At 62.3% G+C, this 26,812-nt stretch carries 27 protein-coding genes, 1 tRNA gene and 1 pseudogene; 16 read left to right on the plus strand and 13 right to left on the minus strand.

Annotation, left to right across the window (positions count from 1 at the left end):
* Positions 1-53: 53 nt before the first annotated feature.
* Positions 54-911 carry an endonuclease/exonuclease/phosphatase family protein gene (locus tag CO676_RS03535; RefSeq protein ID WP_014764008.1) on the minus strand — a complete coding sequence of 286 codons (858 nt, stop codon included), beginning with the start codon at positions 909-911 and terminating at the stop codon, positions 54-56.
* Positions 912-1,091: 180 nt separating this feature from the next.
* Here CO676_RS03535 and CO676_RS03540 point away from each other — a divergent pair, with 180 nt between their 5' ends.
* Complete coding sequence (locus CO676_RS03540; RefSeq protein ID WP_097519680.1) at positions 1,092-2,339, plus strand: cytochrome P450; 1,248 nt, start codon at positions 1,092-1,094, stop codon at positions 2,337-2,339.
* Between the two features lie 83 nt (positions 2,340-2,422).
* On the plus strand, positions 2,423-3,610 hold the full coding sequence (locus tag CO676_RS03545; protein WP_097519681.1) for a right-handed parallel beta-helix repeat-containing protein: 1,188 nt from the start codon (positions 2,423-2,425) through the stop codon (positions 3,608-3,610).
* 28 nt (positions 3,611-3,638) lie between these two features.
* Here the strand turns inward: CO676_RS03545 and CO676_RS03550 are convergent, their stop codons facing one another.
* From CO676_RS03550 to CO676_RS03560, 3 genes are read right to left on the minus strand one after another with little or no spacing between them, the layout of a single operon-like run.
* Complete coding sequence (locus tag CO676_RS03550; RefSeq protein WP_097519682.1) at positions 3,639-3,983, minus strand: cupin domain-containing protein; 345 nt, start codon at positions 3,981-3,983, stop codon at positions 3,639-3,641.
* A gap of 40 nt (positions 3,984-4,023) precedes the next feature.
* Positions 4,024-5,307: an O-acetylhomoserine aminocarboxypropyltransferase gene (locus tag CO676_RS03555; protein ID WP_097519683.1), complete on the minus strand. Its 1,284-nt coding sequence runs from the start codon at positions 5,305-5,307 to the stop codon at positions 4,024-4,026.
* Positions 5,308-5,330: 23 nt separating this feature from the next.
* Complete coding sequence (locus tag CO676_RS03560; RefSeq protein WP_097519684.1) at positions 5,331-5,759, minus strand: CoA-binding protein; 429 nt, start codon at positions 5,757-5,759, stop codon at positions 5,331-5,333.
* A gap of 213 nt (positions 5,760-5,972) precedes the next feature.
* Between CO676_RS03560 and CO676_RS03565 the strand changes: the two genes are divergently transcribed.
* Positions 5,973-6,809 carry a DMT family transporter gene (locus CO676_RS03565; protein WP_097519685.1) on the plus strand — a complete coding sequence of 279 codons (837 nt, stop codon included), beginning with the start codon at positions 5,973-5,975 and terminating at the stop codon, positions 6,807-6,809.
* Here CO676_RS03565 and CO676_RS03570 read toward each other — a convergent pair.
* Entirely contained in the window at positions 6,806-7,627 is an 822-nt protein-coding gene (locus CO676_RS03570; RefSeq protein WP_097519686.1) for an enoyl-CoA hydratase, read from the minus strand. The two genes, CO676_RS03565 and CO676_RS03570, sit on opposite strands and share 4 nt — an antisense overlap.
* Before the next feature lie 151 nt (positions 7,628-7,778).
* Here CO676_RS03570 and CO676_RS03575 point away from each other — a divergent pair, with 151 nt between their 5' ends.
* From CO676_RS03575 to argC, 5 genes are all read left to right on the plus strand, one after another.
* Positions 7,779-8,210 carry a PaaI family thioesterase gene (locus CO676_RS03575; protein ID WP_097519687.1) on the plus strand — a complete coding sequence of 144 codons (432 nt, stop codon included), beginning with the start codon at positions 7,779-7,781 and terminating at the stop codon, positions 8,208-8,210.
* Positions 8,211-8,429: 219 nt separating this feature from the next.
* The gene (gene rplM / locus CO676_RS03580; RefSeq protein WP_014763999.1) at positions 8,430-8,894 is read left to right on the plus strand and encodes a 50S ribosomal protein L13; all 465 of its coding nucleotides are present in this window, start codon (positions 8,430-8,432) and stop codon (positions 8,892-8,894) included.
* 2 nt (positions 8,895-8,896) lie between these two features.
* The gene (gene rpsI / locus CO676_RS03585; RefSeq protein WP_014763998.1) at positions 8,897-9,364 is read left to right on the plus strand and encodes a 30S ribosomal protein S9; all 468 of its coding nucleotides are present in this window, start codon (positions 8,897-8,899) and stop codon (positions 9,362-9,364) included.
* A 143-nt stretch (positions 9,365-9,507) separates the two neighbouring features.
* Positions 9,508-10,464, plus strand: a complete 957-nt coding sequence (gene speB / locus CO676_RS03590; RefSeq protein ID WP_014763997.1) for an agmatinase — start codon at positions 9,508-9,510, stop codon at positions 10,462-10,464.
* An 85-nt stretch (positions 10,465-10,549) separates the two neighbouring features.
* The gene (argC, locus tag CO676_RS03595) at positions 10,550-11,482 is read left to right on the plus strand and encodes an N-acetyl-gamma-glutamyl-phosphate reductase (RefSeq protein WP_097519688.1); all 933 of its coding nucleotides are present in this window, start codon (positions 10,550-10,552) and stop codon (positions 11,480-11,482) included.
* Between the two features lie 70 nt (positions 11,483-11,552).
* Here the strand turns inward: argC and CO676_RS03600 are convergent, their stop codons facing one another.
* Positions 11,553-12,656 (minus strand): COX15/CtaA family protein, encoded by a 1,104-nt coding sequence (locus CO676_RS03600; protein WP_097519689.1) that lies wholly within the window; start codon positions 12,654-12,656, stop codon positions 11,553-11,555.
* Positions 12,657-12,873: 217 nt separating this feature from the next.
* Here CO676_RS03600 and CO676_RS03605 point away from each other — a divergent pair, with 217 nt between their 5' ends.
* Together CO676_RS03605 and CO676_RS03610 are read left to right on the plus strand one after the other, a co-directional pair.
* Complete coding sequence (locus CO676_RS03605; RefSeq protein WP_041414285.1) at positions 12,874-13,086, plus strand: DUF2842 domain-containing protein; 213 nt, start codon at positions 12,874-12,876, stop codon at positions 13,084-13,086.
* Positions 13,087-13,105: 19 nt separating this feature from the next.
* The gene (locus CO676_RS03610) at positions 13,106-13,846 is read left to right on the plus strand and encodes a metallophosphoesterase family protein (RefSeq protein ID WP_014763993.1); all 741 of its coding nucleotides are present in this window, start codon (positions 13,106-13,108) and stop codon (positions 13,844-13,846) included.
* Positions 13,847-13,848: 2 nt separating this feature from the next.
* Here CO676_RS03610 and CO676_RS03615 read toward each other — a convergent pair whose 3' ends face one another.
* Positions 13,849-14,496 (minus strand): CatB-related O-acetyltransferase, encoded by a 648-nt coding sequence (locus CO676_RS03615; RefSeq protein ID WP_097519934.1) that lies wholly within the window; start codon positions 14,494-14,496, stop codon positions 13,849-13,851.
* A 274-nt stretch (positions 14,497-14,770) separates the two neighbouring features.
* On the opposite strand from CO676_RS03615, the gene CO676_RS03620 reads away from it, so the two are divergent.
* Complete coding sequence (locus tag CO676_RS03620; RefSeq protein ID WP_245424258.1) at positions 14,771-15,958, plus strand: GNAT family N-acetyltransferase; 1,188 nt, start codon at positions 14,771-14,773, stop codon at positions 15,956-15,958.
* 35 nt (positions 15,959-15,993) lie between these two features.
* On the opposite strand, the gene CO676_RS03625 is transcribed toward CO676_RS03620, so the two are convergent.
* Positions 15,994-18,126, minus strand: a complete 2,133-nt coding sequence (locus tag CO676_RS03625) for an exopolysaccharide transport family protein (protein ID WP_097519691.1) — start codon at positions 18,124-18,126, stop codon at positions 15,994-15,996.
* A gap of 211 nt (positions 18,127-18,337) precedes the next feature.
* Here CO676_RS03625 and CO676_RS03630 point away from each other — a divergent pair, with 211 nt between their 5' ends.
* The 4 genes from CO676_RS03630 to CO676_RS03645 are packed head-to-tail and all read left to right on the plus strand — an operon-like array spanning position 18,338 to position 22,953.
* Positions 18,338-18,913 carry a polysaccharide biosynthesis/export family protein gene (locus tag CO676_RS03630; RefSeq protein WP_014763989.1) on the plus strand — a complete coding sequence of 192 codons (576 nt, stop codon included), beginning with the start codon at positions 18,338-18,340 and terminating at the stop codon, positions 18,911-18,913.
* Between the two features lie 4 nt (positions 18,914-18,917).
* The gene (locus CO676_RS03635; RefSeq protein WP_179875401.1) at positions 18,918-20,087 is read left to right on the plus strand and encodes a glycosyltransferase family 4 protein; all 1,170 of its coding nucleotides are present in this window, start codon (positions 18,918-18,920) and stop codon (positions 20,085-20,087) included.
* Between the two features lie 56 nt (positions 20,088-20,143).
* A complete protein-coding gene (locus tag CO676_RS03640; protein WP_097519693.1) occupies positions 20,144-21,706 on the plus strand; it encodes an undecaprenyl-phosphate glucose phosphotransferase in 1,563 nt (520 codons plus the stop codon).
* Positions 21,703-22,953, plus strand: a complete 1,251-nt coding sequence (locus CO676_RS03645; protein ID WP_097519694.1) for an O-antigen ligase family protein — start codon at positions 21,703-21,705, stop codon at positions 22,951-22,953. The genes CO676_RS03640 and CO676_RS03645 overlap by 4 nt, the downstream gene beginning before the upstream one ends.
* A 213-nt stretch (positions 22,954-23,166) precedes the next feature.
* On the opposite strand, the gene CO676_RS03650 is transcribed toward CO676_RS03645, so the two are convergent.
* Positions 23,167-23,382, minus strand: coding sequence for a hypothetical protein (locus CO676_RS03650; protein ID WP_097519695.1), 216 nt, complete (start codon positions 23,380-23,382; stop codon positions 23,167-23,169).
* Positions 23,383-23,575: 193 nt separating this feature from the next.
* Here CO676_RS03650 and CO676_RS03655 point away from each other — a divergent pair.
* Positions 23,576-23,652, plus strand: a tRNA-Pro gene (locus CO676_RS03655).
* Between the two features lie 81 nt (positions 23,653-23,733).
* On the opposite strand, the gene CO676_RS03660 is transcribed toward CO676_RS03655, so the two are convergent.
* From CO676_RS03660 to CO676_RS03680, 4 genes and pseudogenes are all read right to left on the minus strand, one after another.
* Positions 23,734-24,816, minus strand: coding sequence for a hypothetical protein (locus tag CO676_RS03660; RefSeq protein WP_097519696.1), 1,083 nt, complete (start codon positions 24,814-24,816; stop codon positions 23,734-23,736).
* 169 nt (positions 24,817-24,985) lie between these two features.
* A complete protein-coding gene (locus CO676_RS03665; protein WP_097519697.1) occupies positions 24,986-25,360 on the minus strand; it encodes a DUF454 family protein in 375 nt (124 codons plus the stop codon).
* A 292-nt stretch (positions 25,361-25,652) separates the two neighbouring features.
* A pseudogene (locus tag CO676_RS03670) lies at positions 25,653-25,970 on the minus strand (NapC/NirT family cytochrome c); the annotation flags it as partial.
* 268 nt (positions 25,971-26,238) lie between these two features.
* Positions 26,239-26,769: a MerR family transcriptional regulator gene (locus tag CO676_RS03680; protein WP_014761725.1), complete on the minus strand. Its 531-nt coding sequence runs from the start codon at positions 26,767-26,769 to the stop codon at positions 26,239-26,241.
* Positions 26,770-26,812 lie beyond the last annotated feature (43 nt).

Here is a 26,812-nt window from a genome sequence, read left to right on the forward strand (position 1 = left end):
AGAGATTTTACTCGAAAAATAGTGTCGATTTAAGGGGCTGCTCAGGCGGGCCTTCACGCCGGCTCCAAATCGATCAACCCGGAGCGGTCATCGGTGCCGCCTTCCTTGAGAGCGGCCTTCAGGTCGATCGATGCCTTCACCGGAAGGTGATCGGAGGCCACCCGCGCGAGCGGCGTGTCGTGTACCGACACTGAAGTCACAAGATGATGCGGATTGCCAAGCACGCGATCTAGCGGGAACAGTGGGAAGCGCGACGGAAAGCTCGCGACCGTCGCATGGCTCGGGTCGAAGATGGGACTGAGGAAGGTGAGCGACGAACGCTTCCCCATGCGCCATTCGTTGAGGTCGCCGATGAGCAGCGTCGGCCGGCCGACGCCATCGGCCGCGACCCGCAGAATAGTCTCTGCCTGGCGCGCCCGGGAGTGACGCAACAGGCCAAGATGGGCGGCGATCACCCTGAGCGGTCCGACCTTCAGGTCGAGATCGACGACCAGCGCGCCCCGCGGCTCGACGCCCGGAAGTTTCAATTGCCGAACGTCCGATACGGCACCTTCCCTGAGCAAAAGGACATTGCCGTGCCACCCATGCCCTTTTTCCGAGAAAGGAGAAATCGGCACCGACACAAGATGAGCCTCGCGTCGCAGATGCTCGAGATCCAGAAGCCCGGCGCGTTCGCCGAACCGCTGATCGGCCTCCTGGAGGGCGACGATGTCCGCGCCAATTTCGCCGATGACCTGGGCGATGCGGCCTGGATCGAACCGGCCGTCGGTGCCGACGCATTTGTGGATATTATAGGAGGCGATCACGACATCGCCACGGCTCACGGCCGCGTCGCGATTGACCACGGTCGGCCGCCGTTTTCGGATCGCGGCCATGATGCCCGCGGAAAAACTGCCTTGCGTTCTTGCCATGCCGCTCCCTGCTGCTGCCGCATCATGCTCAATGAGGCCGATCATTGCCACTGAAAAAGTCGATATTAGGGATCTTGTTCCTTCAGCCGGACGGTCTGTCGATTGCGCTTGCCGCAGCCGCGGCCGGCGCAATAGAGATATGGTGGAATTCAATCCGTCTGTTTTTCCAGAGCCGATGTCATGTCAGCAGTCCCCGCTTTCACCATAGACGGCCCCGCCCGGCGCGCATCTCTCGACGTTCGCAATCCGGACTTCTTCCGCAATCCGCTGCCGGCCTATGCCGCACTCCATGCGCAATGTCCGGCCTTCTTCTGGGAAGAGCCGCAGCAATGGTTTTTCGCGGGCTATGATCAGGTCAACGCGCTTTTGCGCGACCGCCGCTTCGGCCGTCAGATCCTGCATGTTGCGACCCGTGAGGAACTCGGCCTGCCCGAGCCGAAGCCGCATCTCAAGGACTTCGACGCGCTGGAAGCGCATTCGCTGCTCGAACTGGAGCCTCCGGCCCACACGCGGCTGCGGACGCTCGTCAACCGCGCCTTCGTTTCCCGGCAGATCGAACAGCTCCGGCCGGACATCGAAACGTTGTCGCACGCGATCATCGACAGCTTCGAAACGGATGGCGAGGTCGAACTGCTGAAGAGCTATGCCGAGACGATCCCCGTCACCATCATCGCCCGCATGCTCGGCATTCCGGTCGAGGCCGCCCCTCGCCTTCTCGACTGGTCGCACCGCATGGTGAAGATGTACGTCTTCAATCCGACCTTCGAAACCGAGCTCGACGCCAACCAGGCTTCGGCGGAATTTGCTGAATACCTGAAGAACATCATCACTGACAAACGAACGAAGCCCGCAGACGACCTGCTCACCCATATGATCAATTCCGAGAAGGATGGCGAGCGCCTCTCGGAGGCCGAACTTATCTCGACGACGGTGCTGCTGCTGAACGCCGGTCACGAGGCGACCGTACACCAGATCGGCAATGCGGTCCGCACCATCCTGCAATCCGGCCTCTCCCCCACCACACTTTTCGCGGGCGAGGAAGCGACGGAGCGAACGGTGGAGGAGTGCCTGCGCTTCGCCGCGCCGCTCCACATCTTCCAGCGTTATGCACTGTCGGATATCGAACTGGAGGACGGCATCGCGCTTAGAAAGGGCGACAAGATCGGCCTTATGCTCGGGGCGGCAAATGTCGATCCGCGCAAATTCACCGCCCCCGGCAAATTCAAACCGGACCGCAACGAGGGCGCCAATGTCTCGTTTGGCGCCGGCCTGCATTTTTGCATCGGCGCGCCGCTTGCGCGGCTTGAGCTCAATTTGTCCCTGCCGATCCTGTTCCAGCGCCTGCCCGGCCTGCGGCTCAAGCATGAGCCGCAGGTCAAGGACAGCTTCCACTTCCACGGGCTGGAGCGGCTGGACCTCGTCTGGTAGCCGTAAAGTCAGGGCCGGCGTTCAGAATCGATTAAGCATAAAGGCCTAATCGGGTCTGAACGGAACCGCGACAGGAGCCTGCCATGCCGCCGATCAAGTTCACAAGCCTGGTTTTCATCGGCCTTGCCTTGAGCGGCTGCCAGAACGATCTGGCGACGGTCGCCGATGCGGCTTTCAGGGGTCCGCCCCGGTATTCGGTTACGCAACCTGAGTTGGGTCAGCCGACCACACCCTCGACACCAACTGACTCGTCGACGGTTCCGCCCACGCCGCCAGTGGAGAATGTCGAAGCAAAACCGGATTGCGGCGCGGAGGTCCAATCCAAGCTAAAGGCGCCCGGAAGCAATCCGATCACGCTCGCCTGCAGCCTTCGCCTGTCCGCGGCCGATGTCATCACCCATCCGCTGGTCTTCGAGGGAAGTGCCGCTTCCGGATCGGTGCTCGACTGCGGCGGCGGAACGCTCGATGTCAGCGCAGGCGAATCGCGCAAAGAGAAGACCGCTGTCGCCATTCGCTCCAGAAAAACCGGCTCCGGCCCCTGGGATGCGCCATCGAGCGTCACGATCCGCAATTGCAGGATCAAGGGCTTCGTCCGCATCTCCGGGCTTGGCGAGAACGCTAATGGCGCGGTCATGAAAGCGTCGTCACGAAATCCCGACCACACGGCATTTGCTCAAACCTCTGCTCCGAAGAATGCGCGGCTCGAGAACGTCACCTTCGACGCACCCGATGGCATCCCCTTCTATGTTGGACCCGGCGTCACCAACGCGGCTCTCGTCAACTCGAAAGTCAATGGCCGGTCGACAGCCGTCGCCGTCTATCTTGACGCCGAGTCCTCAGGCAACACGATCAGCAACAACGTCTTCGGCATATCCACGGAGAAGCGGGAACTGATCGCAATCGACGGCTCGGCGAACAACCGCATCACCAACAACATCTTCGAACACTCCGACAATGGCGGCGTATTCGTCTACCGCAACTGCGGCGAAGGCGGCGTCATCCGCCACCAGAAACCGCAGCACAATCAGATCGTCGGCAACACCTTCCGCTATCGGTCTTCGTTTCTCGTAAAGCCGGCCGTCTGGCTGAATTCGCGCAACGGCAGCAGCAGCTATTGCTTCACGGATCCGGCCTACCCGTTCGGCAGTAGCGCCAGCAATCTCGATTTCGCGCAGAACAACGTGGTGCGTAACAACAAGCTCGAAGGCGGATCAGACAGCCTCATCCGCAACGACGATCCGACGAACGACGTCGGCGCCAACGGCGGGTGACTAGGCGAGCCGAGGGAGTTGCCGCGCGTCAGAGCCGGATCACGTAATCCTTGCGGGTCGTCACGACGACCTCCCATGTCCCCGTAAAACCCGGCCGCAGGATCATGCTGTCGCCGGCCTTGAGGTGGACGGATTCGCCTCCATCTTCGGTTACGATCGAATGGCCGGAGAGGATGTGGAAATATTCCCATTCGTCATAGACGATCCGCCACTTTCCGGGTGTCGCCTCCCAGATGCCGGCGTAAAGCCCTCCCGGCGCTTCTTCAAAATTCCAGGTGCGGAACTCCGGGTTTCCGGAAATCAGCCGGTCCGGTGCCGGGGCGCCGATCTCGGCCTCGGCCGAGGAAAGGTCGAATTTCAGCATGTGACTCATGGGGCACCTCTGTCGGCGCGACGCAGCGGTCGCCTGCGGTTCAGATCTTTGCGAGCGCCTGTCCCAGGTCGGCGATGATATCATCGACATCTTCGATGCCGATCGAAAGGCGCACGACATCAGGCCCCGCTCCTGCCGCAACCTGCTGTTCCGGCGTCAGTTGCCGGTGGGTTGTCGAGGCGGGGTGGATGACCAGCGACCGGGTGTCGCCGATATTGGCAAGGTGCGAAAACATCTCGAGGCCTTCGACGAAGCGCTTTCCCGCCTCGTATCCACCCGAAAGACCAAAGGTGAAGACGGCACCAGCCCCTTTCGGCGAATAGCGCTTCTGAAGCGCATGGTTTGGGTCGTCCTCGAGCCCGGCATAGCGGACCCAGGAGACCTTTTCCTGGCCCTTCAGCCATTTCGCGACGGCGAGCGCATTGTCGCAATGGCGCTGCATCCTGAGTGGCAACGTCTCGACCCCGGTCTGGATCAGGAAGGCATTGAAAGGCGAGATCGCCGGGCCGAAATCCCGGAGACCCAGTACACGCGCGGCGATCGCAAAGGCGAAATTGCCGAAGGCCTCGAGTAGCACAACGCCGCCATATTCAGGACGCGGCTCGGAGAGGAGCGGATATTTCCCGGATTTCGACCAGTCGAACGTGCCGCCGTCGACGATGATCCCGCCCATCGAGTTGCCATGGCCGCCGATGAACTTGGTGAGCGAGTGGACGATGATATCGGCGCCGTGCTCCAGCGGTCGCAGCAGATAGGGCGTCGCCATCGTGTTGTCGACGATGAGCGGCAACCCGTGCCGGCGTGCGACTTCGGCAATGGCGGCTATATCGACGAACAGGCCGCGGGGATTGGCAAGGCCTTCGATGAAGATGGCCCTTGTTCGCTCATCGATCTGCGTTTCAAAGCTTTCCGGGTCGGCGGAATCTGCCCAGCGGACCTGCCAGTCGAAGGACTTGAAGGATTGGCCGAACTGGTTGACGGAGCCACCGTAAAGCTGCCTTGCGGCAACGAAGTTATCTCCTGGGCTCATGATCGTATGGAAGACGAGGAGCTGGGCCGCATGCCCGGAGGCGACCGCCAATGCCGCCGTTCCGCCTTCGAGCGCAGCGATGCGCTCTTCCAGCACGGCTTGCGTCGGGTTCATGATGCGCGTGTAGATGTTGCCGAACTGCTGCAGGCCGAAGAGCGCGGCCGCGTGATCCGCATCGTTGAAGACGAAGCTGGTCGTCTGGTAGATCGGTGTTGCCCGCGCGCCCGTCGTCGAGTCGGGCTGGGCCCCCGCATGGACGGCGAGCGTGCTGAAACCGGGGCCGGCCTTCGTCATTCATTCCTCCATGGCTTCATCGATCAACCGATCAGGCGGGGGTATTCAATCGCCGGACAGCGGTCCATGACCACGTTGATGCCGGCAGCCTCGGCCTTTTCGGCCGCCTTGTCGTCGCGGACCGACAATTGACCCCAGATCGCCTTCGGGAGGTTCGGCAGCGCCAGGATTTCGTCGACCAAAGCAGGCAAGGCATGAGCGGCGCGAAAGACGTCGACCATGTCTATCGGCTCCTGAATATCCGCGAGCCTCGCCACAACGGTCTGGTCGAGGATCGCCCGGCCCGCATGACCGGGATTGACCGGGATGACGCGGTAGCCCTTGCGTAGCAGGAAAGCCATGACGCGGTGGCTCGGACGCTCTGCCTTCGGCGACGCGCCTACGAGCGCGATGGTCTTGGTCTCGCGCAGGATGTCAGCGAGGTAGTGATCCGGGTAGACATCGTGGTTCATGCTTGCACGTCCGGGAATTGCTATTGGTTGCGCGGATAGTTGGCGCCCCATGACGCCGAGTCAACCGAGCCTGTGTTCGCGCCAGGGTATTTGCACCGTTTCGTTGCCGGTTGCCACCATCTCAACGCCGATCCATCGAATCCGGTTGCATTTCGAGCCAGCCAAAGCGACAAACGTCGAGATTTCCTTCCAAATCGCCCGCTGAGGTTCATCTTGCCGCTCGATGTCATTGCGCTCGTGCTCTTCGGGGCGCTGCTGCACGCGATCTGGAACGCGCTCGTCAAGGCGGGCTCGGAGAAGTCGCTGGATGCCGCCATGGTGGCGCTTGGCGCCGCGGTCGTGGCGCTGCCTTTCCTGCCCTTCATGCCGCTGCCCAATTCCGAAGCCTGGCCCTACATCCTCGTTTCGGCAGTCCTTCAGTTCGCCTATTTCCAGCTCGTCGCTGCCTCCTATCGCGCCGGCGACATCGGCCTCGTCTATCCGCTGATGCGCGGCGTTGCGCCGCTCATCGTCGCCGCCACGAGCAGCATCGTCATTGGCGAGCATCTGACCGGCGGAGCCCTCGCGGGCATCCTGACAATCTCGGCGGGCGTGCTGACGCTTGCCTTCGAGTCGCGCAGGGGCGGCAAACAGGCCATCGCACTGGCGCTCTCAAATGCCTGCGTGATTGCGAGCTATACGTTCGTCGATGGCATCGGCGCGCGGGTATCGGGCAATGCGATCTCCTACACGCTGTGGATGGCGCTGCTGCCGCCGGTGCTTCTCTTCGCCTGGGCGTTCGCAAGCCGCGGCGTCAAGCCGGTGTTGCGGCACGTCCATCACCACTGGTGGCGCGGTCTGATCGGCGGCGCCGGTTCGATCGGCGCTTATGGCCTGGCGCTCTGGGCGATGACCAAGGCGCCAGTGGCGACCGTCGCGGCGCTTCGCGAAACGGCGATCCTCTTTGCCGTGGTGATCTCCGTCGTCTTTCTCAAGGAACGCGTCAGCGTCTGGCGCATTGTCGCCGCCAGCGTGATCGCTCTTGGGGCCTTGCTGCTGAGGCTTGCCTAGTCTTCCTTCCACTCCGGCATCCGCTTGCCGAGGAACGCGCCGATCCCTTCCTGCGCGTCATTCGCCAGCATGTTCTCGACCATCACGCCGACCGCATAGTCGTAGGCGTCGGCGAGCGGCAATTCGGCCTGGCGGTAGAAGGCTTCCTTGCCGATCTTCAGGGCCTGCGGCGACTTGGAGGCGATGACAGCGGCGTATTTGTCGACCACCTGGCGCAGATATTGCTGCGGCACGATGCGGTTGACGAGGCCGAAATCCTTGGCCGTCCCGGCGTCGATCGTCTCGCCGGTCAGCAGCATCTCCATCGCCTGCTTGCGATGCGCGGCGCGCGACAACGCCACCATCGGCGTCGAACAAAAGAGGCCGATATTCACGCCCGGTGTGCAGAAGGTCGAGCTGTCGGTGCAGATCCCGAGATCGCAGCTCGCGACCAGTTGGCAGCCAGCCGCCGTCGCGAGGCCGTCGATCTCGGCGATGACCGCCTGTGGCAGCTTCGTGATCTTCAGCATGATGTCGGCCGCCAGGCGGATGGCGCGTTCGAAGAAACCCTTTCCGCCATCCTCGTCGGCGCGATGCAAGGTCATCTCTTTCAAGTCGTGCCCGGCCGAGAAGACCTTGCCGGTAGCAGCTATGACGACAACCTTGATCTCCTTCGACATGGCAACAGCGTCGAGTTCAGCCGCGAGCGCCTGCAGGAGCGCGATCGACAGCGCGTTGGCTGGAGGATTGTTGAGCGTCAGCCGCAAGACGGGGCCGTTCGTCTCTCGCAGCAACAGGCCGTTCGGCTCTTCCTTTTTAAATGCAACGACGTCCGCCATGGTCTTCTCCCGATTGGCCGTAGGGTCTGCCCGTGGTACGCCGCCGTCACCGGTCTTTCAACCCCGGCAGCATTTCCCGCCTAAGACCATTTTCCGGCTTGCGCGACAGGCAGAGACGTCCTGTAACGGCAGTCAGTATGGAGGGGCGCGCATGACCTTGCAGCCGATCATGACCGTCGAGGAACTCAATCGCTTTCTCGACACGGATTTCCCGCAGGTGCACACCGACGGCAAGGTCTTTGCCGTGACCGGCGCCGGGCCAGGTTTTGCGACGATGCGGCTCGACCCGAACGAGCGCCATGTCCGGCCCGGCGGAACGGTCTCCGGGCCGACGCTGTTCGCGCTTGCCGACGTCTCGGCCTATATCGCGCTGATTGCACATATCGGTCCGGTCGCGCTTGCGGTCACCACCAACCTCAACATCAACTTTCTTAGGAAGCCCGATCCCGAACCGCTCGAATGCACCTGCCGGATTCTGAAGCTTGGCAAGCGGCTCGCCGTTCTCGACGCGTCGATCAAGCCCGTCGAGGGCGACGCTTTGGTGGCTCACGCAACCGCGACCTACTCGATTCCACCCCGCTGATGTGTGGTATCAAAAGACCACATTATCAAGCATTTGATTTCTTTGCATTTTGTCCGACGATCTAAAAAACTCTGTTCTTGACCTTGCTTCTGCGCTTCCGTATAAGCTGCCGCAGATCGCGGTCCTATTCGGGCCGCCTTCTTTTTTGGCCTCATCGGGGCCAAAGCAAGCAACAAGAAACGCCCGGCCTGATACCGGGTCCAACGAAAGAGTTTAGATATGGCAACCTTCGTTCAGAAGCCTGCAGAGGTGGAGAAGAAGTGGATCCTCATCGACGCCGAAGGCCTCGTTGTCGGTCGCCTCGCTTCCATCATCGCAAACCGCCTGCGCGGCAAGCATAAGGCCACCTTCACGCCCCACGTCGACGACGGCGACAACGTCATCGTGATCAACGCCGAGAAGGCCGTGCTCACCGGCAAGAAGTACACCGACAAGAAGTACTACTGGCACACCGGCTATCCCGGCGGCATCAAGGAGCGCACCGCGCGCCAGATCATCGAAGGCCGCTTCCCGGAGCGCGTCATCGAGAAGGCCGTTGAGCGCATGGTTCCGCGTGGCCCGCTCGGCCGCCGCCAGATGAAGAACCTGCGTGTTTACGCCGGCTCCAACCACCCGCATGAAGCACAGCAGCCGGCCGTCTTCGACGTCGCCAAGCTGAACAGCAAGAACACAAGGAGCGCCTGATAATGGCTGACCTTTCTGCCCTCAAGGATATCGCCACGACCGCGGAACCGGCCGCTCCGGTTCACGTCAAGAAGGTCGACGCGCAGGGCCGCTCCTACGCGACCGGCAAGCGCAAGGACGCCGTCGCCCGCGTTTGGATCAAGGCCGGCTCCGGCAAGATCACCGTCAACGGCAAGCCGTTCTCGGCTTACTTCGCCCGCCCGGTTCTGCAGATGATCCTGCAGCAGCCGGTCGTTGCTGCTGCCCGTGACGGCCAGTTCGACATCGACGCAACCGTTGCCGGCGGCGGTCTCTCCGGCCAGGCCGGTGCCGTTCGTCACGGCATTGCCAAGGCGCTGACCTACTTCGAACCGGGCCTGCGCTCCGTTCTGAAGCGTGGCGGCTTCCTCACCCGCGACAGCCGCGTTGTCGAGCGTAAGAAGTACGGCCGCGCCAAGGCACGCCGTTCGTTCCAGTTCTCGAAGCGCTGATCGCTCGCAGAGACTGCATTTCGAAGGCCGGGCTTGTCCCGGCCTTTTTCGTTGCAGTCAAATGGACATGATTTTGGCGGCACGCGCTTGCCTTGCCGGAACGGATTGTCCATCGTCTCGCCGATTTCACCGGAGGGTACGGCATGGCAAACAAGACGATCGACCACGCGATCACCGCGAGGTCCCTTGCGTCGGCTGCCTCCGACCCAACCCATGCCGGCGTGCTTTCCTTTATGCGCCGGAAATATTCCAAGCAGTTGCGAGGCGTGGACGCCGTCGTCTGGGGCATTCCCTTCGACGCCGCGACCTCGAACCGTCCCGGCGCCCGTTTCGGCCCGCAGGCGATCCGCCGGGCATCGGCGATCTTCGACAACGATCCGCAGTATCCGTTTCAACGCGACCTCTTCGCCGACATGGCGACGATCGACTACGGCGATTGCCTGCTCGACTACGGCAACCACGCCAAGACGCCGGCCACGATCGAGCGGGAGGCGGCGAAGATTCTGAAATCCGGCGCCTATCTGCTGACGCTCGGCGGCGACCACTTCGTCACCTATCCAATCCTCAAGGCCCATGCGGCGCTTCACGGGCCCCTCGCCCTCGTACAGTTCGACGCCCACCAGGATACCTGGCCGGACGAGAAGGGCCGCATCGACCATGGCTCCTTCGTCGGCCGGGCCGCGCGCGAGGGGCTGATCGACGTCGAGCGTTCGATCCAGATCGGTATTCGCACGCACGCCCCCGATGATTGCGGCATTCGGATCGTCTACGGCTACGAGGTGGAGGAGATGCGTGCCGAGGAGATCGCAGACACGATCATCCGGCATGTCGACAGCGCTTCGGCCTACCTGACCTTCGACATCGACTGCCTCGACCCGGCCCACGCACCGGGCACCGGTACACCGGTCGCGGGCGGTCCGTCGAGCGCCAAGATCCTCTCAGTGCTGCGCAAGCTTGGAGCGTTGCATATCGCCGGAAGCGACGTGGTCGAGGTAGCACCTGCCTATGACCATGCCGACCTGACCGCCATTGCTGGCTCGACCATCGCCATGTATATGCTGGGCCTGCGGGCCGAATGGCTCGCGGAACGGCGCGGCTGATCGCCTGCCTCCCAAGAAACTGATTCAATTCTATGCAAGATTGATTCCGGAAACCTCGGTAACCGTCTGCAGGAGCACGAAAATCATGAAACCGAAGATCTTCATCGATGGCGAACACGGCACGACGGGCCTGCAGATCCGTTCGCGCATGGCCGGTCGCTCGGACCTCGAACTCCTGTCGATCCCGGAAGCGGAGCGCCGCAACGCGACAATGCGTGAAGACCTCTTGAACGGCGCCGACGTTGCCATCCTCTGCCTGCCAGACGACGCCTCTCGAGAAGCGGTCGCCATGGTCGCCGGCAACAATCGCGTCCGCATCATCGACACGTCGACCGCGCATCGCGTCGCGCCCGACTGGGCCTATGGCTTTGCCGAGATGGACAAGACACAGCCTGCCAAGATCCGCGATGCGCGCCACGTCTCCAATCCTGGCTGCTACCCGACCGGGGCGATCGGCCTGATCCGGCCGCTACGCCAGGCAGGCGTCGTGCCGGACGGCTACCCGGTGACCGTCAACGCCGTCTCCGGCTATACCGGCGGAGGCAAGCAGATGATTGCGCAGATGGAAGACGAGCATCACGCCGACCACATCAGCGCGCCGCACTTCCTCTACGGGCTCCCGCTCAAGCACAAGCATGTGCCGGAAATGAAGATACACGGCCTGCTGGAGCGCGCGCCGATCTTTTCTCCGTCCGTCGGCAAGTTCCCGCAGGGCATGATCGTCCAAGTGCCGCTCTACCTCGACGACCTCGCCGCCGGAGCGACGCTCGAAACTATCCATGCCGCGCTCGTCGAGCATTATGCCGGCCAGTCGATCGTCGAGGTGGTTCCGCTTGCCGAAAGCGCGCAGATCGCCCGGATCGACGCGACCGAACTTGCCGGCAAGGACACGATGAAGCTCTTCGTCTTCGGGACCAGCGGCGGTGCGCATGTGAACCTTGTTGCGCTGCTCGACAACCTCGGCAAAGGGGCCTCGGGTGCCGCCGTCCAGAACATGGATCTGATGCTGTCGGCCTGATAGGGGCTCAAAAAAGAAACCCCGGCAGTCACCTCTGCCGGGGTTTTTGTTTGTCCAAAGCGAAGATTGATCAGTCGCGAACTTCAATGGCGGTCGGCCTCGGATATTCGCCGACGAAACCGCGCCAATGGGCGATCGCGAAGCCGAGCACGACTAGCGCGCCCGCCTGGTGCAGCACGCCCCAGCCGATCGGCACCTGCAGAAGAAGCGTGGTGACCCCGATCACTGCCTGAACTGTCACCAGCGCAAAAAGAAGCACGGTACGGCGTGCGTGCGTTGTGCCGGGCGCAGCGCGCAAGGACACCGCCATGTGCGCAAGGACCAGGGCAAAAAGCAGGTAGGCGCCGGCGCGGTGCAGGAATTGCACCATCTTTGGGTTCTCGAACAGGTTGATCCAGGCCGGCTGCTGCACGAAGAGATCTCCCGGCATGAAGGCGCCATCCATCAGCGGCCAGGTGTTGTAGCTCAAACCAGCGTCGAGACCGGCGACCAGAGCGCCGAGATAGATCTGGAAGAGGCTCATGGCGGCGATGATGCCGGCCATCGTTTGCGATCTTTTCGTCGGCGCCGCGTCGCCGGAATGCGGAGAAAGCCCGCGGTAGATCCACATGCAGGCGGCAAAGATCAAACAGGCGATGACCAGGTGCGTGGCAAGGCGGTATTGGCTGACTTCGGTCCGTTCGACAAGTCCCGAGGAGACCATCCACCAGCCGATAAAGCCTTGGAAGCCCCCGAGCGCCAGGATACCGAGGAGCGGCAGTCGCAGTCGCCGCTCGACCCGCCCCGCCAGCCAGAAAAAGAGAAGCGGCAGGGCGAAAATCACCCCGATGGAGCGGGCCAGAAGTCGGTGCGCCCATTCCCACCAGAAGATCGTCTTGAACGCCTCGACCGTCATTCCCTTGTTCATCTGCTCATACTGGGGAATGCGTTGGTAGAGGCGGAATTCCTCCTCCCATTCCTCCGCGGACAAGGGCGGAACGACGCCATGGATCGGCTTCCACTCGGTGATCGACAGGCCGGACTCGGTCAAGCGCGTCGCGCCGCCGACGATCACCAGGGCAAACAGCGCAAACAGGACGACGGCGAGCCAGCCGCGGATCTGCCGGCGATTGCGCTCGGTCCTGTCGATCTCGCTCCGCAGCGTCTGTTCCGTTGCCAGGTCGGCATGCGCCATGACGTCTTCCTCGCTTGTCGGCCGCGACCTCGCAATCAACGGGTTGCCTGCCGAGCCGGTCCGAAAGCCGTTGATTTGCACCAGAGCGCCGTGCAAAACAAGGCCAAAGCCTTTGCGGCATGCCGTCGCGGCTGATTCTGAGCAAAAGGGGGATGCGAGCGGTAAGCGCACGCACTTTCCTCATCCCGCTCGGTTGCCGTCATTCGAAAGAAGTCCAATGCCTCCACGCCTCAGAAAACTGATCGGCACCATCCTCATCATCATTCTTGTCGTCGTCTATGCGCTGGCGGCGGTCACCTTTGCCTCCCTCCTCCTCGGCGCGTCGCCCTGGTGGGTGCATCTTCTCTATTTCTTGTTCACCGGGCTCCTGTGGATCCTTCCGGCGATGTTGATCATCAAATGGATGGAAAAGCCTGCAAACAATCACTGACCGACTGAGGCGCACCTAAATGAAGATCGCCGTCATCTCCGATATTCACGGCAACGATCTGGCGCTCGAGGCGGTGCTTGCGGACATCGGCGCTCAGGGCATCGACGAGATCGTCAATCTGGGCGACCATCTGAGCGGCCCGCTCAATGCCGCACGCACCGCCGACATTCTGATCGGGCGCAAGATGCCTTCGATCCGCGGCAATCATGATCGCTACCTTCTGATGCTTGACCCGAACGAAATGGGACTGTCCGACCGTGCAGCCTATGACGAGCTCGAGCCGCGCCATAAGTCTTGGCTCGCTACGCTTCCCGAAACGCTCGTCTATCGCGACACCTTCTTTCTCTGCCACGGCACGCCCACGAGTGACGAGACCTACTGGATGGAGGCGCTGACGGACAATGGAGTCGTCCACATGGCGGCGCGCAGGGCGATCGAGACTTTCGCCGAGGGCATCGACTACCCGGTGATCCTCTGCGGCCATACGCATATTCCGCGGGCGGTGCGGCTGGCGGACGGGCGCCTTCTCGTCAATCCCGGCAGCGTCGGCTGCCCTGGCTACGACGATGACCAGCCCGTCGCGCATAAGGTCGAAACCGGCTCGCCGGACGCGCGATATGCCGTCATGGAGCATGACGGGATCGATTGGAGCGTCAGCTTCCGCTGCGTGCGCTATGACCACATGGCGATGTCGCGCCTTGCCGCCGATCGCAACCGACCCGAATGGGCAGCCGCGCTCGCGACCGGCTTTCTGGCCTGAGGCTATACCGCACTTTCGAGCGCCGCGATGTCCGCGCCGATGATCGCCGCAATGTTGCGCGTCACCTTGTCGACCGGCCAGTTCCACCAGGCAATCGCCCGCAATCGCTCGACGGTCGAGGCCGGGAACCGCGTCCTGACTGCCTTTGCCGGATTGCCGGCGACGATCGCGTAAGCAGGCACATCCTTCGTAACCACCGATTTTGCCGCCACGATCGCGCCGTCGCCGATGGTGACGCCCGGCAGAACCGTCGCCTCCATGCCGAGCCAGACAGCGTTGCCGATCGTGGTGTCGCCGCGATGGCCCGTCGCATAGGCGGCCGGATCGAAGCCCTCGCGCCAGGCACCCGGAAATATGCCGAACGGAAAGGTCGAAAAGCCGCCGAGCGCGTGGTTGGCGCCGTTCATGATGAACTGAACGCCCGTCGCGACCGCACAGAACCGCCCGATCACCAGCCGATCTCCGACGAAGTCATAGTGATAGAGGACGCACTTCTCCTCGAAACGGTCGGGCCCGTCCGGATCGTCGTAGTAGCTGTAATCTCCGACCTCGACCAGCGGCGAACGCACGATGTTCTTCAGAAATCCGATCCGCGGAAATTCCGTGACCGGAAACTTGGCCTCGGGGTCAGGCAGGGCATGGCTCGGCATCATCAGCAGGTCCACAGTTGCAGTTCCTCGAGACGTTCGTATCGGCTGCGTGATGTAACGCTCCGGTGACGATTTCCAAGCCGACGGTGAAGCGATCGCTTCATGCTTTGCTAACCGCGTTTCCGCTCGCGGACGAAGCCGATGCAGACATTAAGGGGATGTAGCAATTTTTGCCGTCCAATCGAGATACGAAGCATGCTGAACGATCCGAGAGATGGCCAACTCCTATTTCACCCTTGCCTCGCCGAGCGGGCAATCGACGCTCGAGGGTCCAATGCGACCGCTTGCTCAAAGTCGCAACGCGGACCGCATCACGCTGTCCGTGCATCACGATATGGCGGTGCTCGAGGCGGATTGGCGTGCGCTCGATGCAAACAGGTTGAACTCCCTGCATCAGAGCTTCGACTGGTGCGCGGCCTGGAAGAGCGCGCATGAGAGCCGATTGCTTATCGTGCGCGGCGCTATCGGGAAGCAACTGCTCTTCCTCCTGCCGTTCGAGGTCGAAATAGGTCGCTTCTTCCGCACCGCCCGGCTGATCGCGACCGGGCACAGCAATCTCAACACCGGGCTCTTTGCCGCCGACATCGAGCGCGTGCCGCGGGACGAACTCAGGCGCGTGCTGACCGGGGGACTCCGTCGCGCGCTTCGCAGTCACGCCGATGTGGCTACGCTCGAAAAAACGCCGGCAGTGTGGCGCGGCCTGCCTCATCCGCTCGCAGCCCTGCCCGGGATCGCCAATCCGAACGCCTCTTTCCAGCTCGGGCTCGCCGGCGACATGGACCGCACGCTCGCCCAGCTCAACGCAAAGCGCCGGCGCAAGAAAATGCGTCTTTCCGAAAGGCGCCTCGCGGAGCTCGGCGGCTACGACTATGTGATTGCCCGTGAACCTGCGGAGGCGCAAGCGCTGCTGGAGACGTTCTTCCGGCAGAAAACCGCGCGGTTGGAGGCCCAGGGCCTGCCGGATGTGTTCGACAATTCGGAGACACGCGCCTTCTTCCGCCTGTTGATCGATCGGCAATGCGATGGCGACAGGCTGCTGGAACTCAACGCGATCCGCCTCAAGGGGGAACATCAGGGCCGGATCATCGCCGTGACCGGCCTGTCGCGAAAAGGCGACCACGTCATCTGCCAGTTTGGTTCGATCGACGACACGATCGCGGCCGACAGCAGCCCGGGCGAATTGCTGTTCTACCGGGTGATCGAACGTCTCTGCGGTGAAGGCGTCGCGCTCTTCGACTTCGGCATCGGCGACCAGCCCTACAAGCGATCGTGGTGCACGATGGAAACCGGCTTGCGGGACATCACCCTGCCGCTGACGCTGCGCGGATATGCGGCAGCAGGCCTGCATCGCGCCGTAGTCCGCGCCAAGCGCGCCATAAAAGCGAACACAACCCTCTATGCCTTCGTGCAGAGACGACGGCGCCAGATGTTGCGCGCTGCTGCAGAAAGCGCGGAAGACTAGATCAGACCAGCCGACGGCCGAGTCTGCGGCCTGTTTCAGGCCGCGCGGCGATCGGGAAGCTCCGGGCCGCTTTCCGCCCCGCCGGTCATCAAAACGATGTCGCGGTAGCCGGCCTCGCCGAAGCTTGTGAGTTCCTCGATGATCTTTTCCTCGGTGACCGAGGGCGCCGAAAGGATGATCTCGACGTCGTCGCGCCGCGCCACCTTGGCGATGGAAGCCGCGTCCGCAGCACCGCACTCGACCAGCACCAGATCATAGGCACTCGTCAGCGCGTCGATGATCATCTGCAGGCGCTCGATGCCGCGCATCGCCGCGTGGGGATCGGCATCGCCTTGCGGGATGACATGGGCCTCGGAAAATCTGTCCGCATGGATCGTCTCCGTGAAGGCGACCTCGCCCGACAGCAGGTTCGTGATTCCGGGCAGATGCAGCGACTGGGCCATCAGCCGCGTCGGGCAGGCCGAGCCGGAAAGGTCGATGAGCACGACCTTGTGTTCCTCTTCGGCGAGCAGACGCGCAAGCATCACCGTTGCCGTCGATCCCTCGTCGCCTCCCGGCGACACGGAAACGGCAACCCGGATGTCATTGCCAAGCAGGTGGTCGGCAACCGACTCGATCGAGAAGTCGTGCTCTGCGGCACCGCTTGCCTCGTGCTCCTGCTGCTCGTCCTCGGCGGGTGCTTCGACCGCGACAATGAGTGCCGGCGCCTCGTCCACGACAAGCGGCGTTGCCGCAGCGGTAGTCTCGGACATCCTTCCGGAACTTGACACCGGCCTCAGTGCCCTGCCGCTGAAGAGTTCGCCCAGCATGATGACGACGCAGCTGATCAGGAAGCTTGCAAGTGCCGCGACGATCGTGATCGGGAAGACCTTGGGAAAGGTCGCAGTGGTCGGGACCACGGCATTCGATATCACCCGTGCATCGGCGGGCGTTGCGTTCGCGACGGTTCGCGATGTCGCTTCCCGGTAACGGGCGAGATAGGTTTCCAGAAGCTGGCGCTGGGCTGCCGCCTCCCGTTCGAGGGCGCGGAGCCCCACTTCTTCTTCGCCCGCCTGCGCCGACTGCGCCTTCAACGCGTTCAACTGCTGAAGCAATTGCTGCTCGCGGAGTTGACCCACCTGCGCCTCGTTTTCGAGGCTGGAGAGGATTTTCCGCGTCTCCGCACGAATCTGCGCCCGAATGCCTTCGAGTTGTGATTTCAGCCCCTTCAGTCGGGGATGACCGTCGAGCAGCGCCGTAGACAGATCGGCGATCTGCGCCTGCAGGCTGGCCTGGCTCTCCTTCAGCCGCTGGATCATCGGCGAACCGACGATGTCGGTGAGCGTATCGACCGAGCGGCCGCCGGCAAGCGCTGCACGCACGCCTTCGGCACGCGCCGCCGTATTCGCCCTTTCCGCCCGGATCCGCGCCAACTCGGTTGAAATATCGGTGAGCTGCCGGGTCGCAAAATTCTCCGTCTCGCCGGTCGGAAGCAAACCCGATTCGGCCCGATACGCGGCGACCTTGGCCTCCGCCTCACGAACCTTTTCCCCCAGGTTGGCGATTTCCGGCTCCAGCCAGCGGCTGGCCTCCGAGTTGGAGTCGAGCTTCGCGCCGCTCTGCAGCGAGAGATAGACCTCGGCCATCTCGTTCGGAATGGCCGCAGCGAGTTTCGAATCCTTCGATGTGAACGCAATGGCGATCACCCGCGACTTCTCGACCTGATAGACCTGCAGCTTCGAATTGAACGCATTCAGGATCCGTTCTTCGGGCGGCAATTCGAGCGGGTTCTTCTTGAGCCCCAGCATGACCAATAGATCGGAAATGGCAGAAGGCTGCGCGGACGGGTCGAACTCCTCCAGCTCGTGCAGCGTCATATTTCGGGCCACCTGCTTGATGAGGTCGGCGGAACGCAGCACTTGGACCTGGCTGGCGATGCCGGACTCGTCGAACATTCGATCCGCACCCGTCTGAGAAGTCTGGTTCGGACCGCTGAATTCCGGCTCGCGCGATTCGATCAGGACGCGCGTCTCGCTCTCATAGGCCGGTGCGACCATCTTCGCCGCCCCAAAAGCAATCGCCGCGGCACCCACGGTCGCGAGCAAGACGCGGGCGCGACGCCGCCAGATGGCGCGAAAGAGTCCGCCGAGATCGATATCCACATCCTGCTGACCGCCGACGCTCGACATGCCCTACCCCAAAGCTTCCGCATTCAGCCGGAAGGTAAAGGAACATGGTAACGCAAGTGTTAATTGCAGGCACAACTGTGAGATGTTCGCGCCTTGACTGACCCCGATCGCAGCTCCATCGGAATTCCACCGGGAGTTTACCGGCTATTAACCCTAACGGATCGATAACGTCGCAGAGAGGTGTTCATTTCCGGAGCCAACGAGAACCCGCATGTCGATCGCAGGCACAAAGACCGCACGCGCTTTCGCCGTGGCAATATTGTCGGCGCTCGCCAGCGGTTGCACGAGTTATCAGCCGGCTCCGAAGGGCTTCAGCGAGGCGACGATCCAGCCCTACAGGCTGGACAGCGGCGACCGGCTTCGCGTCACCGTGTTCGAACAGCCCGGCCTTAGCGGTAGCTACACGGTCGACCAGGCCGGCTACGTTGCCTTCCCGCTGATTGGAGCCGTCCCATCCCGCGGCCATACGCTGCCGGAACTGGAGGGAATGATCGCCGCCAAGCTGCGCGAAGGCTTTCTGCGCGATCCGGACGTGACGATCGAAGTCGACCGCTACCGCTCGGTGTTCATCATGGGCGAAGTGGGTCAGTCCGGCCAATACAGCTATGTCCCGGGGATGACGGTGCAGAACGCCATCGCCGTCGCCGGCGGCTTCACCCCGCGTGCAAACCAGGCAAATGCCGACATCACCCGCAAGGTCAATGGCCGCATCATAACGGGTCGCGTGCCGATCACCGATCCGGTGCTTGCGGGCGACACGATCTATGTTCGCGAACGGCTCTTCTAAACCCATGCCGAATGAACGCCCCATACGGATCCTTCATTGCTTCAGATCGCCGATCGGCGGCATCTTCCGTCATGTTCGGGATCTCGCCGAGGCCCATGCGGAAGCGGGCCATCAGGTTGGAATTCTCTGCGACAGCACGACGGGCGGCTCCTATGAGGACGCGCTTTTCGACGAGATCCGCCCCCTCTTGGCGCTCGGCATCGTCCGCACGCCGATCCATCGCACGATCGGGCCCTCGGACATTGGCGCGCTCTGGCGCAGCTACAAGCAGATCAGGAGCTTGCAACCGGATGTGTTGCACGGGCACGGCGCCAAGGGCGGCGTACTCGCACGCATCATCGGTTCAGCACTGCGGGTCAACAAGTATCGCGTAGCCCGCCTCTATTCGCCCCATGGCGGCAGCCTCCACTATGAGCGGGGATCCCTGACCGGCGGCGCCATCTTCCGGATGGAGCGCTTGCAGGAGCGTCTCACCGACGCGCTCGTCTTCGTCTGCGATTTCGAGCGGCAGACCTATTTCGCCAAGGTCGGGCGGCCGGTGGGGCGCAACGAGCTGATCTATAACGGCATCGGCGACACGGAGTTCGCGCCGGTCGCGGCAAGCGCGGATGCAGCCGACTTCCTCTATATCGGCATGATGCGGGACCTGAAGGGGCCGGATCTTTTTATCGAGGGCTTCGCAAAGGCCGAAGGACTTGCGGGACGGCCGCTCTCGGGCGTGATGATCGGCGACGGTCCGCAGCAATCCCAGTATGAAGACATGATCGCGGGCATGGGGCTCGGAGATCGCGTCAGGATGCTCCCGGCGATGAAGGCGCGCGATGCGTTTGCGCTTGCCCGTACCGTGGTTATTCCCTCACGCGCCGAATCGATGCCCTACATCCTTCTCGAAGCACTCGCCGCCGGAAAGCCGGTGATCGCGTCGCGCGTCGGCGGCATGCCGGAAGTGCTGGGCGCCGACAGCGCAGCACTCGTCGAGCCGGCAGATGCCAGGGCGCTCGCCGATGTCATGGCGGCGGCCGTCGATCAGGACTGGGCGGCCCGGACGATGCCCGACACGGAGCGCTTCAAGTCCCGCTTCTCGGCCGCTGTGATGACCCGGCGCGTCATGCAGCTCTATCGTGAACTTACGGAGGAAACGCTTTTTGCCGAGGCGCGCCTTCGTACAACGTAAGCGTTTCTTAGTGGCTTTCTGCTATCCGGGCGTAGGGACAGCGCCGGGAAGCCACCATGAACCAGTTTGACAGGCCCGAGACCTTCGATACCGAGGCGCTTCGCAAGAAGGTCTCCGAGATCCGAACGACTTCTCTCGACGGAAAAAAGACCGAGAAAAGCCTGCCGCCGCTCAACCCGCTGGCCCGGCAGATCGCGCTCCAGTTCCGGGCCGATACCTATTCTCCGTCCATGATCACCGGTCTCATTCGGCTGCTCGATCTCTGCGCCCTCTTTGCGATCGGCTATGCCATCAATACGCAATATGTCCGTCCGGCGCTCCAGGATTTACCGGTCTACCTCGCCATTCTCGCCCTTGGATCAGCACTCGCCGTGATCGCCATGCAGATTGCCGACACCTACCAGGTGCCGGCACTCAGGGCATGGCTGCGAATGACGCCACGCATTCTGGCCGCCTGGGTGGCGACTTTCGGCACGATCGCGCTCGTTCTGTTCTTCCTGAAATCGGGCCATCTCTATTCGCGCGTCTGGGTTGGCGGCTGGTTCGTCGCCGGCGCGCTCTTCCTGGTTGCCGAACGCGCCTTCATCGCCTATTCGATCCGGCATTGGTCGCGCAACGGCACGATGGAGCGCCGCGCGGTGATCGTCGGCGGCGGTGCTCCGGCAAGAGACCTGATCCGTACGATCGAGCACCAGCCACACAACGACATCCGCATCTGTGGCATCTTCGACGACCGCGACGAACGGCGCTCGCCGCACGTGATCGCCGGTTACCCGAAGCTCGGTACCGTCGACGAACTCGTCGAATTCGCGCGGCTCGCCCGGATCGACATGCTGATCTTCTCGCTGCCTCTGACGGCGGAAAAGCGCATCCTCGAACTTCTGAGGAAACTCTGGGTGCTGCCGGTCGACATTCGCCTCGCCGCCCATGCCAACAATCTGCGCTTCCGGCCCCGCAGCTACTCCCATGTCGGTCAGGTGCCGATGCTCGACATCTTCGACAAGCCGATCGCCGATTGGGATTCCGTCGCCAAGCGATGCTTCGACATTTTCTTCAGCATCGTGGCGCTCGCCTTGCTCTGGCCCGTGATGCTGGTCGCCGCGGTCGCGGTCAAACTCACCTCCCCCGGCCCGATCATTTTCAAGCAACACCGCCACGGCTTCAACAACGAGACCATCGAAGTTTACAAGTTCCGCTCGATGCACTCGCACATGAGCGATCCGACCGCCCGCAATGCGGTAACCAAGGGAGATCCCCGCGTCACGCCCGTCGGCCGTTTCCTGCGCAAATCCTCGATCGACGAACTGCCGCAGCTCTTCAACGTGCTGAAAGGCGAGCTCTCTCTTGTCGGACCGCGCCCGCATGCCCTTCTCGCCCAAACGCACAACCGCACCTATTCGGATGTCGTAGAAGGCTATTTCGCCCGCCACCGGGTCAAGCCCGGCGTCACCGGCTGGGCCCAGATCAACGGCTGGCGCGGCGAGATCGACAATGACGAAAAGATCCGCTTCCGCACCGCCTTCGATCTCTACTATATCGAGAACTGGTCGCTGCTTCTCGATCTCAAGATTCTGTTTCTGACGCCCTTCCGGCTGCTCAATACGGAAAACGCGTATTGATCTCCGCCAACGCTTCGCAGGCGGCCATCTTCCGGCCACAGCTCGCCGCGGTATCGATCATCGGCTCCGGCCTGGTGACGATCGGCGTCTTCCTGTCGGGCTTCGTGATCGCGGAGCCCGCGCCCTATGAAGTCTTCATGGCCGGCCTCATCGGTCTCTGGTTTCTCTTCGGTCTGAAGATTTCGCGCGCCATCGCACCCCTGCTTGCCCTGCTCATCCTGTTCATGATTGGCGGCATGCTGTCGCTGACGGTGATGGACGAACTCGCCACCGGTCCGTTGTACATGGCCGTCTCGGGCTTCCTCGCGCTTACCGCCTTCTTCTTCGCCGCGATCGTCGAAGACCGTCACCAGCGCCTGCGGCTGATCTTCAACGCCTGGGTTTCGGCCGCTGTGATCACCGCCCTTCTCGGCATTCTCGGCTATTTCGGTGCGATCCCGGGGGCGGCACACTTCACCCTTTACGACCGTGCCAAGGGTGCCTTCCAGGATCCGAACGTCTTCGGGCCGTTTCTCGCCGCGCCGGTGCTCTATCTGGTGCATGGCCTGCTCACGCAGCCGATCCGGCGGGCCCCGTTGAAAATCGCCGGCCTCGTCGCGCTCACTCTCGGGGTCTTCCTTTCCTTCTCCCGCGCTGCCTGGGCGCTCAATCTCTTTTGTGTCGCCGCCCTGATCTTCGTCATGCTCCTCAAGGAGCGCAGCGGCCTGTTCCGGCTCAGAATCCTTGTGCTTACGCTCTGCGGCGCGCTCTTCGTCATGGCGGCACTTGCCGCCGCCCTGCAATCGGAACAGGTGGCAGCGCTCTTTTCGAGCCGCTCGCAACTCGTCCAAAACTATGACGGCGGGCACCTCGGGCGTTTCGACCGGCACCGGATCGGCTTTCTGATGTCGATGGAAAGGCCACTCGGCATCGGGCCGCTGATGTTCGGCATGATCTTTCTGGAGGACGAGCACAATGTCTGGCTGAAAAGCCTGACCTCCTATGGCTGGTTGGGGTTCGTCGCCTATGTGACGCTCATCGCGTGGACGCTCGCGCTCGGCTTTCGACTTCTGCTGCTCGACCGGCCCTGGCAGCCATATCTGATGATCGCGTGGGTGACGCTGGTCGGCCATGTCGGCATCGGCAATGTCATCGATACCGATCACTGGCGTCATTTCTACATGCTGCTCGGGATTGTCTGGGGTTGCGCCGCGCTCGAGTACCGCAACCGGCGGCAGGTCCGTGCGGAAAGACTCCCTCTGCCATGAAGCCGCCGATCGAGACGGATCGGCAGCCGCTTCATTGCGCCTCCTCGAAGTGCCCGAACCAGCTCGCCATGCGCCCGCACCGCTGGCGGGCTCAATAAACATGCGTTATCGGCAGATTAGATGCTTGCGACCGTGGTCGGATATGACGCGGAAAGCGGGCCTCGAAGGCGCCATGAAACGCCCGGCGAGACCCGCATTCGCCGCTCTCCTGGGCTAGTCTTCTGTGGTCGGTTCTTCTTGCTGCAGCTTCTGCTGCAGGAGAAGCTCGTCGGCCGGCTTGGACTCTTCGGTCTTCGTCACGCTGGCCGTCGTGATCTCTTTGTCTACCGGGCCCGCAGAGGCCGTGGTGTCGTTGTGGCCGAGGCAAGCGGCTGATGCTGCCGTCGCGGAAAATGCGAGGGCGGCTGCAAGTACGAGGATGCGCTTCATGGGGCTTCTCCTGTTGTTGCAGGCGCAGTGTATCTGCGCCTCCGCCGTCGACCAAATCACAAATCCGTTCGCTCCGATGCGTCTGCGCCACTGCGGCTTTCCTCGAAGCTGCCATAGACGGGCGATAATCCATTTTCCCCTTGCGCCGCCCGTATGTTCCGATTAATGAGAGCGGGCTTGTAACAAAGCGGGTCGGAGCGTAGCGCAGCCCGGTAGCGCACTTGACTGGGGGTCAAGGGGTCGTGGGTTCGAATCCCGCCGCTCCGACCATTATCTCCTTGAAAAAGCAAGAATTATTCTGTCCCTCACACCGGGAGCGGATAGGTCCTGCTCTTTTTCCACCGGATCATTTCAGACCGAACGGATCGCCAGCGAGTTCAGCAGCCAAGCCGAGTCGATCGAGATGTCGATGCTGACATCATTGAGCAGCGCCCAGATACGATCAGCAACGCCGACATAGACCCAGAGTTCGCGGCCAGCCGGGAAGGCCATCTCCGTGAACAGGTTGATGATTCTTCTTTCACCCGGGGTCGCCTGGACGCTCGTGCCGGGGAAGCTCTCGCCGTCGCCGCGGCAGTCGAGGCCCGATATGAACCATTGGTCACTTACCTCGTTGGCCGGATCGACATCATCCCAGTTCCAGAACACGGCCATGACGAGCCTGCCGTGCGTGGTGGCATGGAAGTCGGACCAGCCGAACTCGTCATAGGTCGAGATATGATGGCGGCAAATGAGCGCCGACAGATCGGCCTTGACCTGAAGTATGCCCGTGCGCAGCGTCTTGAATGGAACGAGGTAGCCGTTCTCCCGATAGGCGCAGAGGAGGTCGACGTCGGACGCGTCATCGTTGCGGGCAACCAGCTTGGATCCCATGCGGGCGGCGCAATCCAGATAGGAACGGTTTTCGACGATCGCTCCGTCGCCGGTCGCCTGGTTTTGATCAAGCCGGTCCCAGCAGCCGCCGAAATGCGGATAGAACAGCTTTTCCTTGTCGGGATCGGGCGCGACGTAAACGATCGGCGGCTGAGCCAAGGCATCGGCGAGGCTTCCGACCACCGATTCGTGAAAGTGAAAGGCACTGTAGCCTTTCACCAGCTGACCAAACTTGTCATAGGCACGGTCGTGCAGCCCCTTGACCGCCTTTAGGTCCACGTCTGCGTTTCTGGCTTCGAGAAGCGACTTGTAGCGAAGGCCCGGACCGCGGGGATTGTCGCGTCTGCCGCCCCTCGCAGTGCTTGTGATTCTGTCGCGCAACGCGGGCGGAAAGATCTGGCGCCGCTCTTCGCCGAACGACTGGCGCAGCGCATCCAGCTTATCCACGGTTGCGCGCCACTCATCCTTTTGCCGACGTTGATAGATCGCCTGGAGCCGATCCAGGACCTCTGGGGACGAGCGATCTGCTCTCGTGCGTTCAATGTGATCTGCTACTTGCATGCCTGCCTCCCGTGGTTGCGAATGCCAGGTCGGACTGACCCAGTGTATTTTGCCACAGAGTGCGCGCGGTACGTGTTACCTATGGAACGCTCCTTCCCCGATCCACCCACCAAATATGGGATAGGAACGCACGAGACGGTTCCGCTCGCGGCCGACACTGTCACGGAATTTACCTCCGCGGTTCAGGCCGGGAGACGATGAACGCGCCCAGGGCAAGCATGATCAATGCAATGATGGATGCCGTGAGCATGGAGGGTTGAAGGCGGAGCCAGAAGAATGCGAAACCAAGAGCCATGAGCGACAACGCGCATATCTTTGCGCCCCGGGATATCGCACCGTCTTTCCGCCAATCGCGCAATGGCTGTCCGAACAAGGGATGATCGAACAGCCATTGTTCGAGACGCGGAGATGATCGTGCAAAGAGCCAGGCGGCCAGGAGCAGGAAGGGCGTCGTCGGCAGAAGCGGCAGGAATATGCCTGCCACGCCGATACAGACCATGATCCAACCGAGCCCGAGAAGAATAAGCCGCACGGAAAGGTTCAACTAATTTTTCCTTGTAAGGGCATGAACCTGCGGGAGATCTGCTCGCATCCTGTGGCGACCGCGGCTTGCCTGTCAATGCGACGGGACTGGAACCGCTATCACCTCGGTGATCCACCACCGTCCGGAACACAACTCAAACGGCGGCGGTGTTTTTTGCAAGGGCAAACCGACCAACGTCGCACTCGTCCAGACTGCGGAAGGTGCGATCGCGGTAAAGCCCATGCCAAGCGCGGCGGACCCTGGAAAAGGTCACCGGAGCCCACGCGAACACCATGATGGGGCATTGACGACCTCAGTTCGCAAGGACTGTCCTGTGGATGTCATTGATGGCCCGCTTCAGGTCATCGATGGCGGATGTCGAGGCCAGCGTCTCTCCTTCGAGTTCGGGCGGCAGCTTCCAGCCGGGCGCGACACCCTGCATGCTCGGTAGTTCGTGGGCAATACCCTTGTGGCAGTCGATGCAGGTGGCCCTCCCGGGCAGCAGGTAGCGCGTATGTATCTCAGCGGCGCGCTGCGTCTGCTTGGAAAGGTCCATCGCCGCCGACGAGTGACAGTTGCGATATTCAAGGCTGTCATTGGCCTTGAGCCTCGCCCATTCGTGTTTGGCAAGCGGCTCCGGATCACCGGGCGTCTCCTCGGCTTCGCCGACGATCTACGACGATGAATCGAGACGTTGCTTGTGCTGCTCGGTGATTTCAACCCGAGCGAACCCGGCCCACTGGACGAGGGCATGATCGCGGAAACCGAGCTGCTCTTCGGCGATATCGCCGTGGCGGCGGAACTGCCATCAAATCTGTTGAACCAGGCGCGTCAGCTGCAGTTCGCCCCGGGGCGAACGAGTTCCCCATGGACGGCTCTAATGGTGAGAGGACGATCCGCTACCGCACCTGGTCGAGCAGGCGCTTGCACTCCAAGAGATCGTAAAGCGCTTCCTGGAGGAGCGCCCGGTCCTCCTTGCCGACGGAGGTTTTGCCGATCGAAATTTCCGCATCGTCGCCGCCGGCGCCGAACGAGAAGAAGCGTCGGCTTGCCGGAGCCTTGGGGCGGCCGACGATCTGATCCTCGTCGGCGACCCCGATCTTCGGCGCCGGCGGTTCTTCGTGGCTGGACGCCGCAAGCGCCTCGACGGTGGCGAGATCGCCGCTCGCGATCGCGGCGACGAATTTGTTGCCATTGGCCTTCAGAAGCTTCTGCACGCCCTTGATCGTGTAGCCGTGATCGTAGAGCAGGTGGCGAATGCCCTTGAGCAGATCGACGTCCTCGGGCCGGTAGTAGCGCCGGCCGCCGCCACGCTTCATCGGCTTGATCTGCTGGAAACGCGTTTCCCAGAACCGCAACACATGCTGGGGCAGGTCGAGTTCGTCTGCGACCTCGCTGATGGTACGAAAGGCGTCCGGGCTTTTTTCCATGTCGTCCCCATTTCCATGTTCATGCGATACTAAATTAGCGACC

The sequence above is a fragment of the Sinorhizobium sp. BJ1 genome (assembly GCF_002531555.1).
GTDB classification, from domain to species: Bacteria; Pseudomonadota; Alphaproteobacteria; order Rhizobiales; family Rhizobiaceae; genus Sinorhizobium; species Sinorhizobium fredii_B.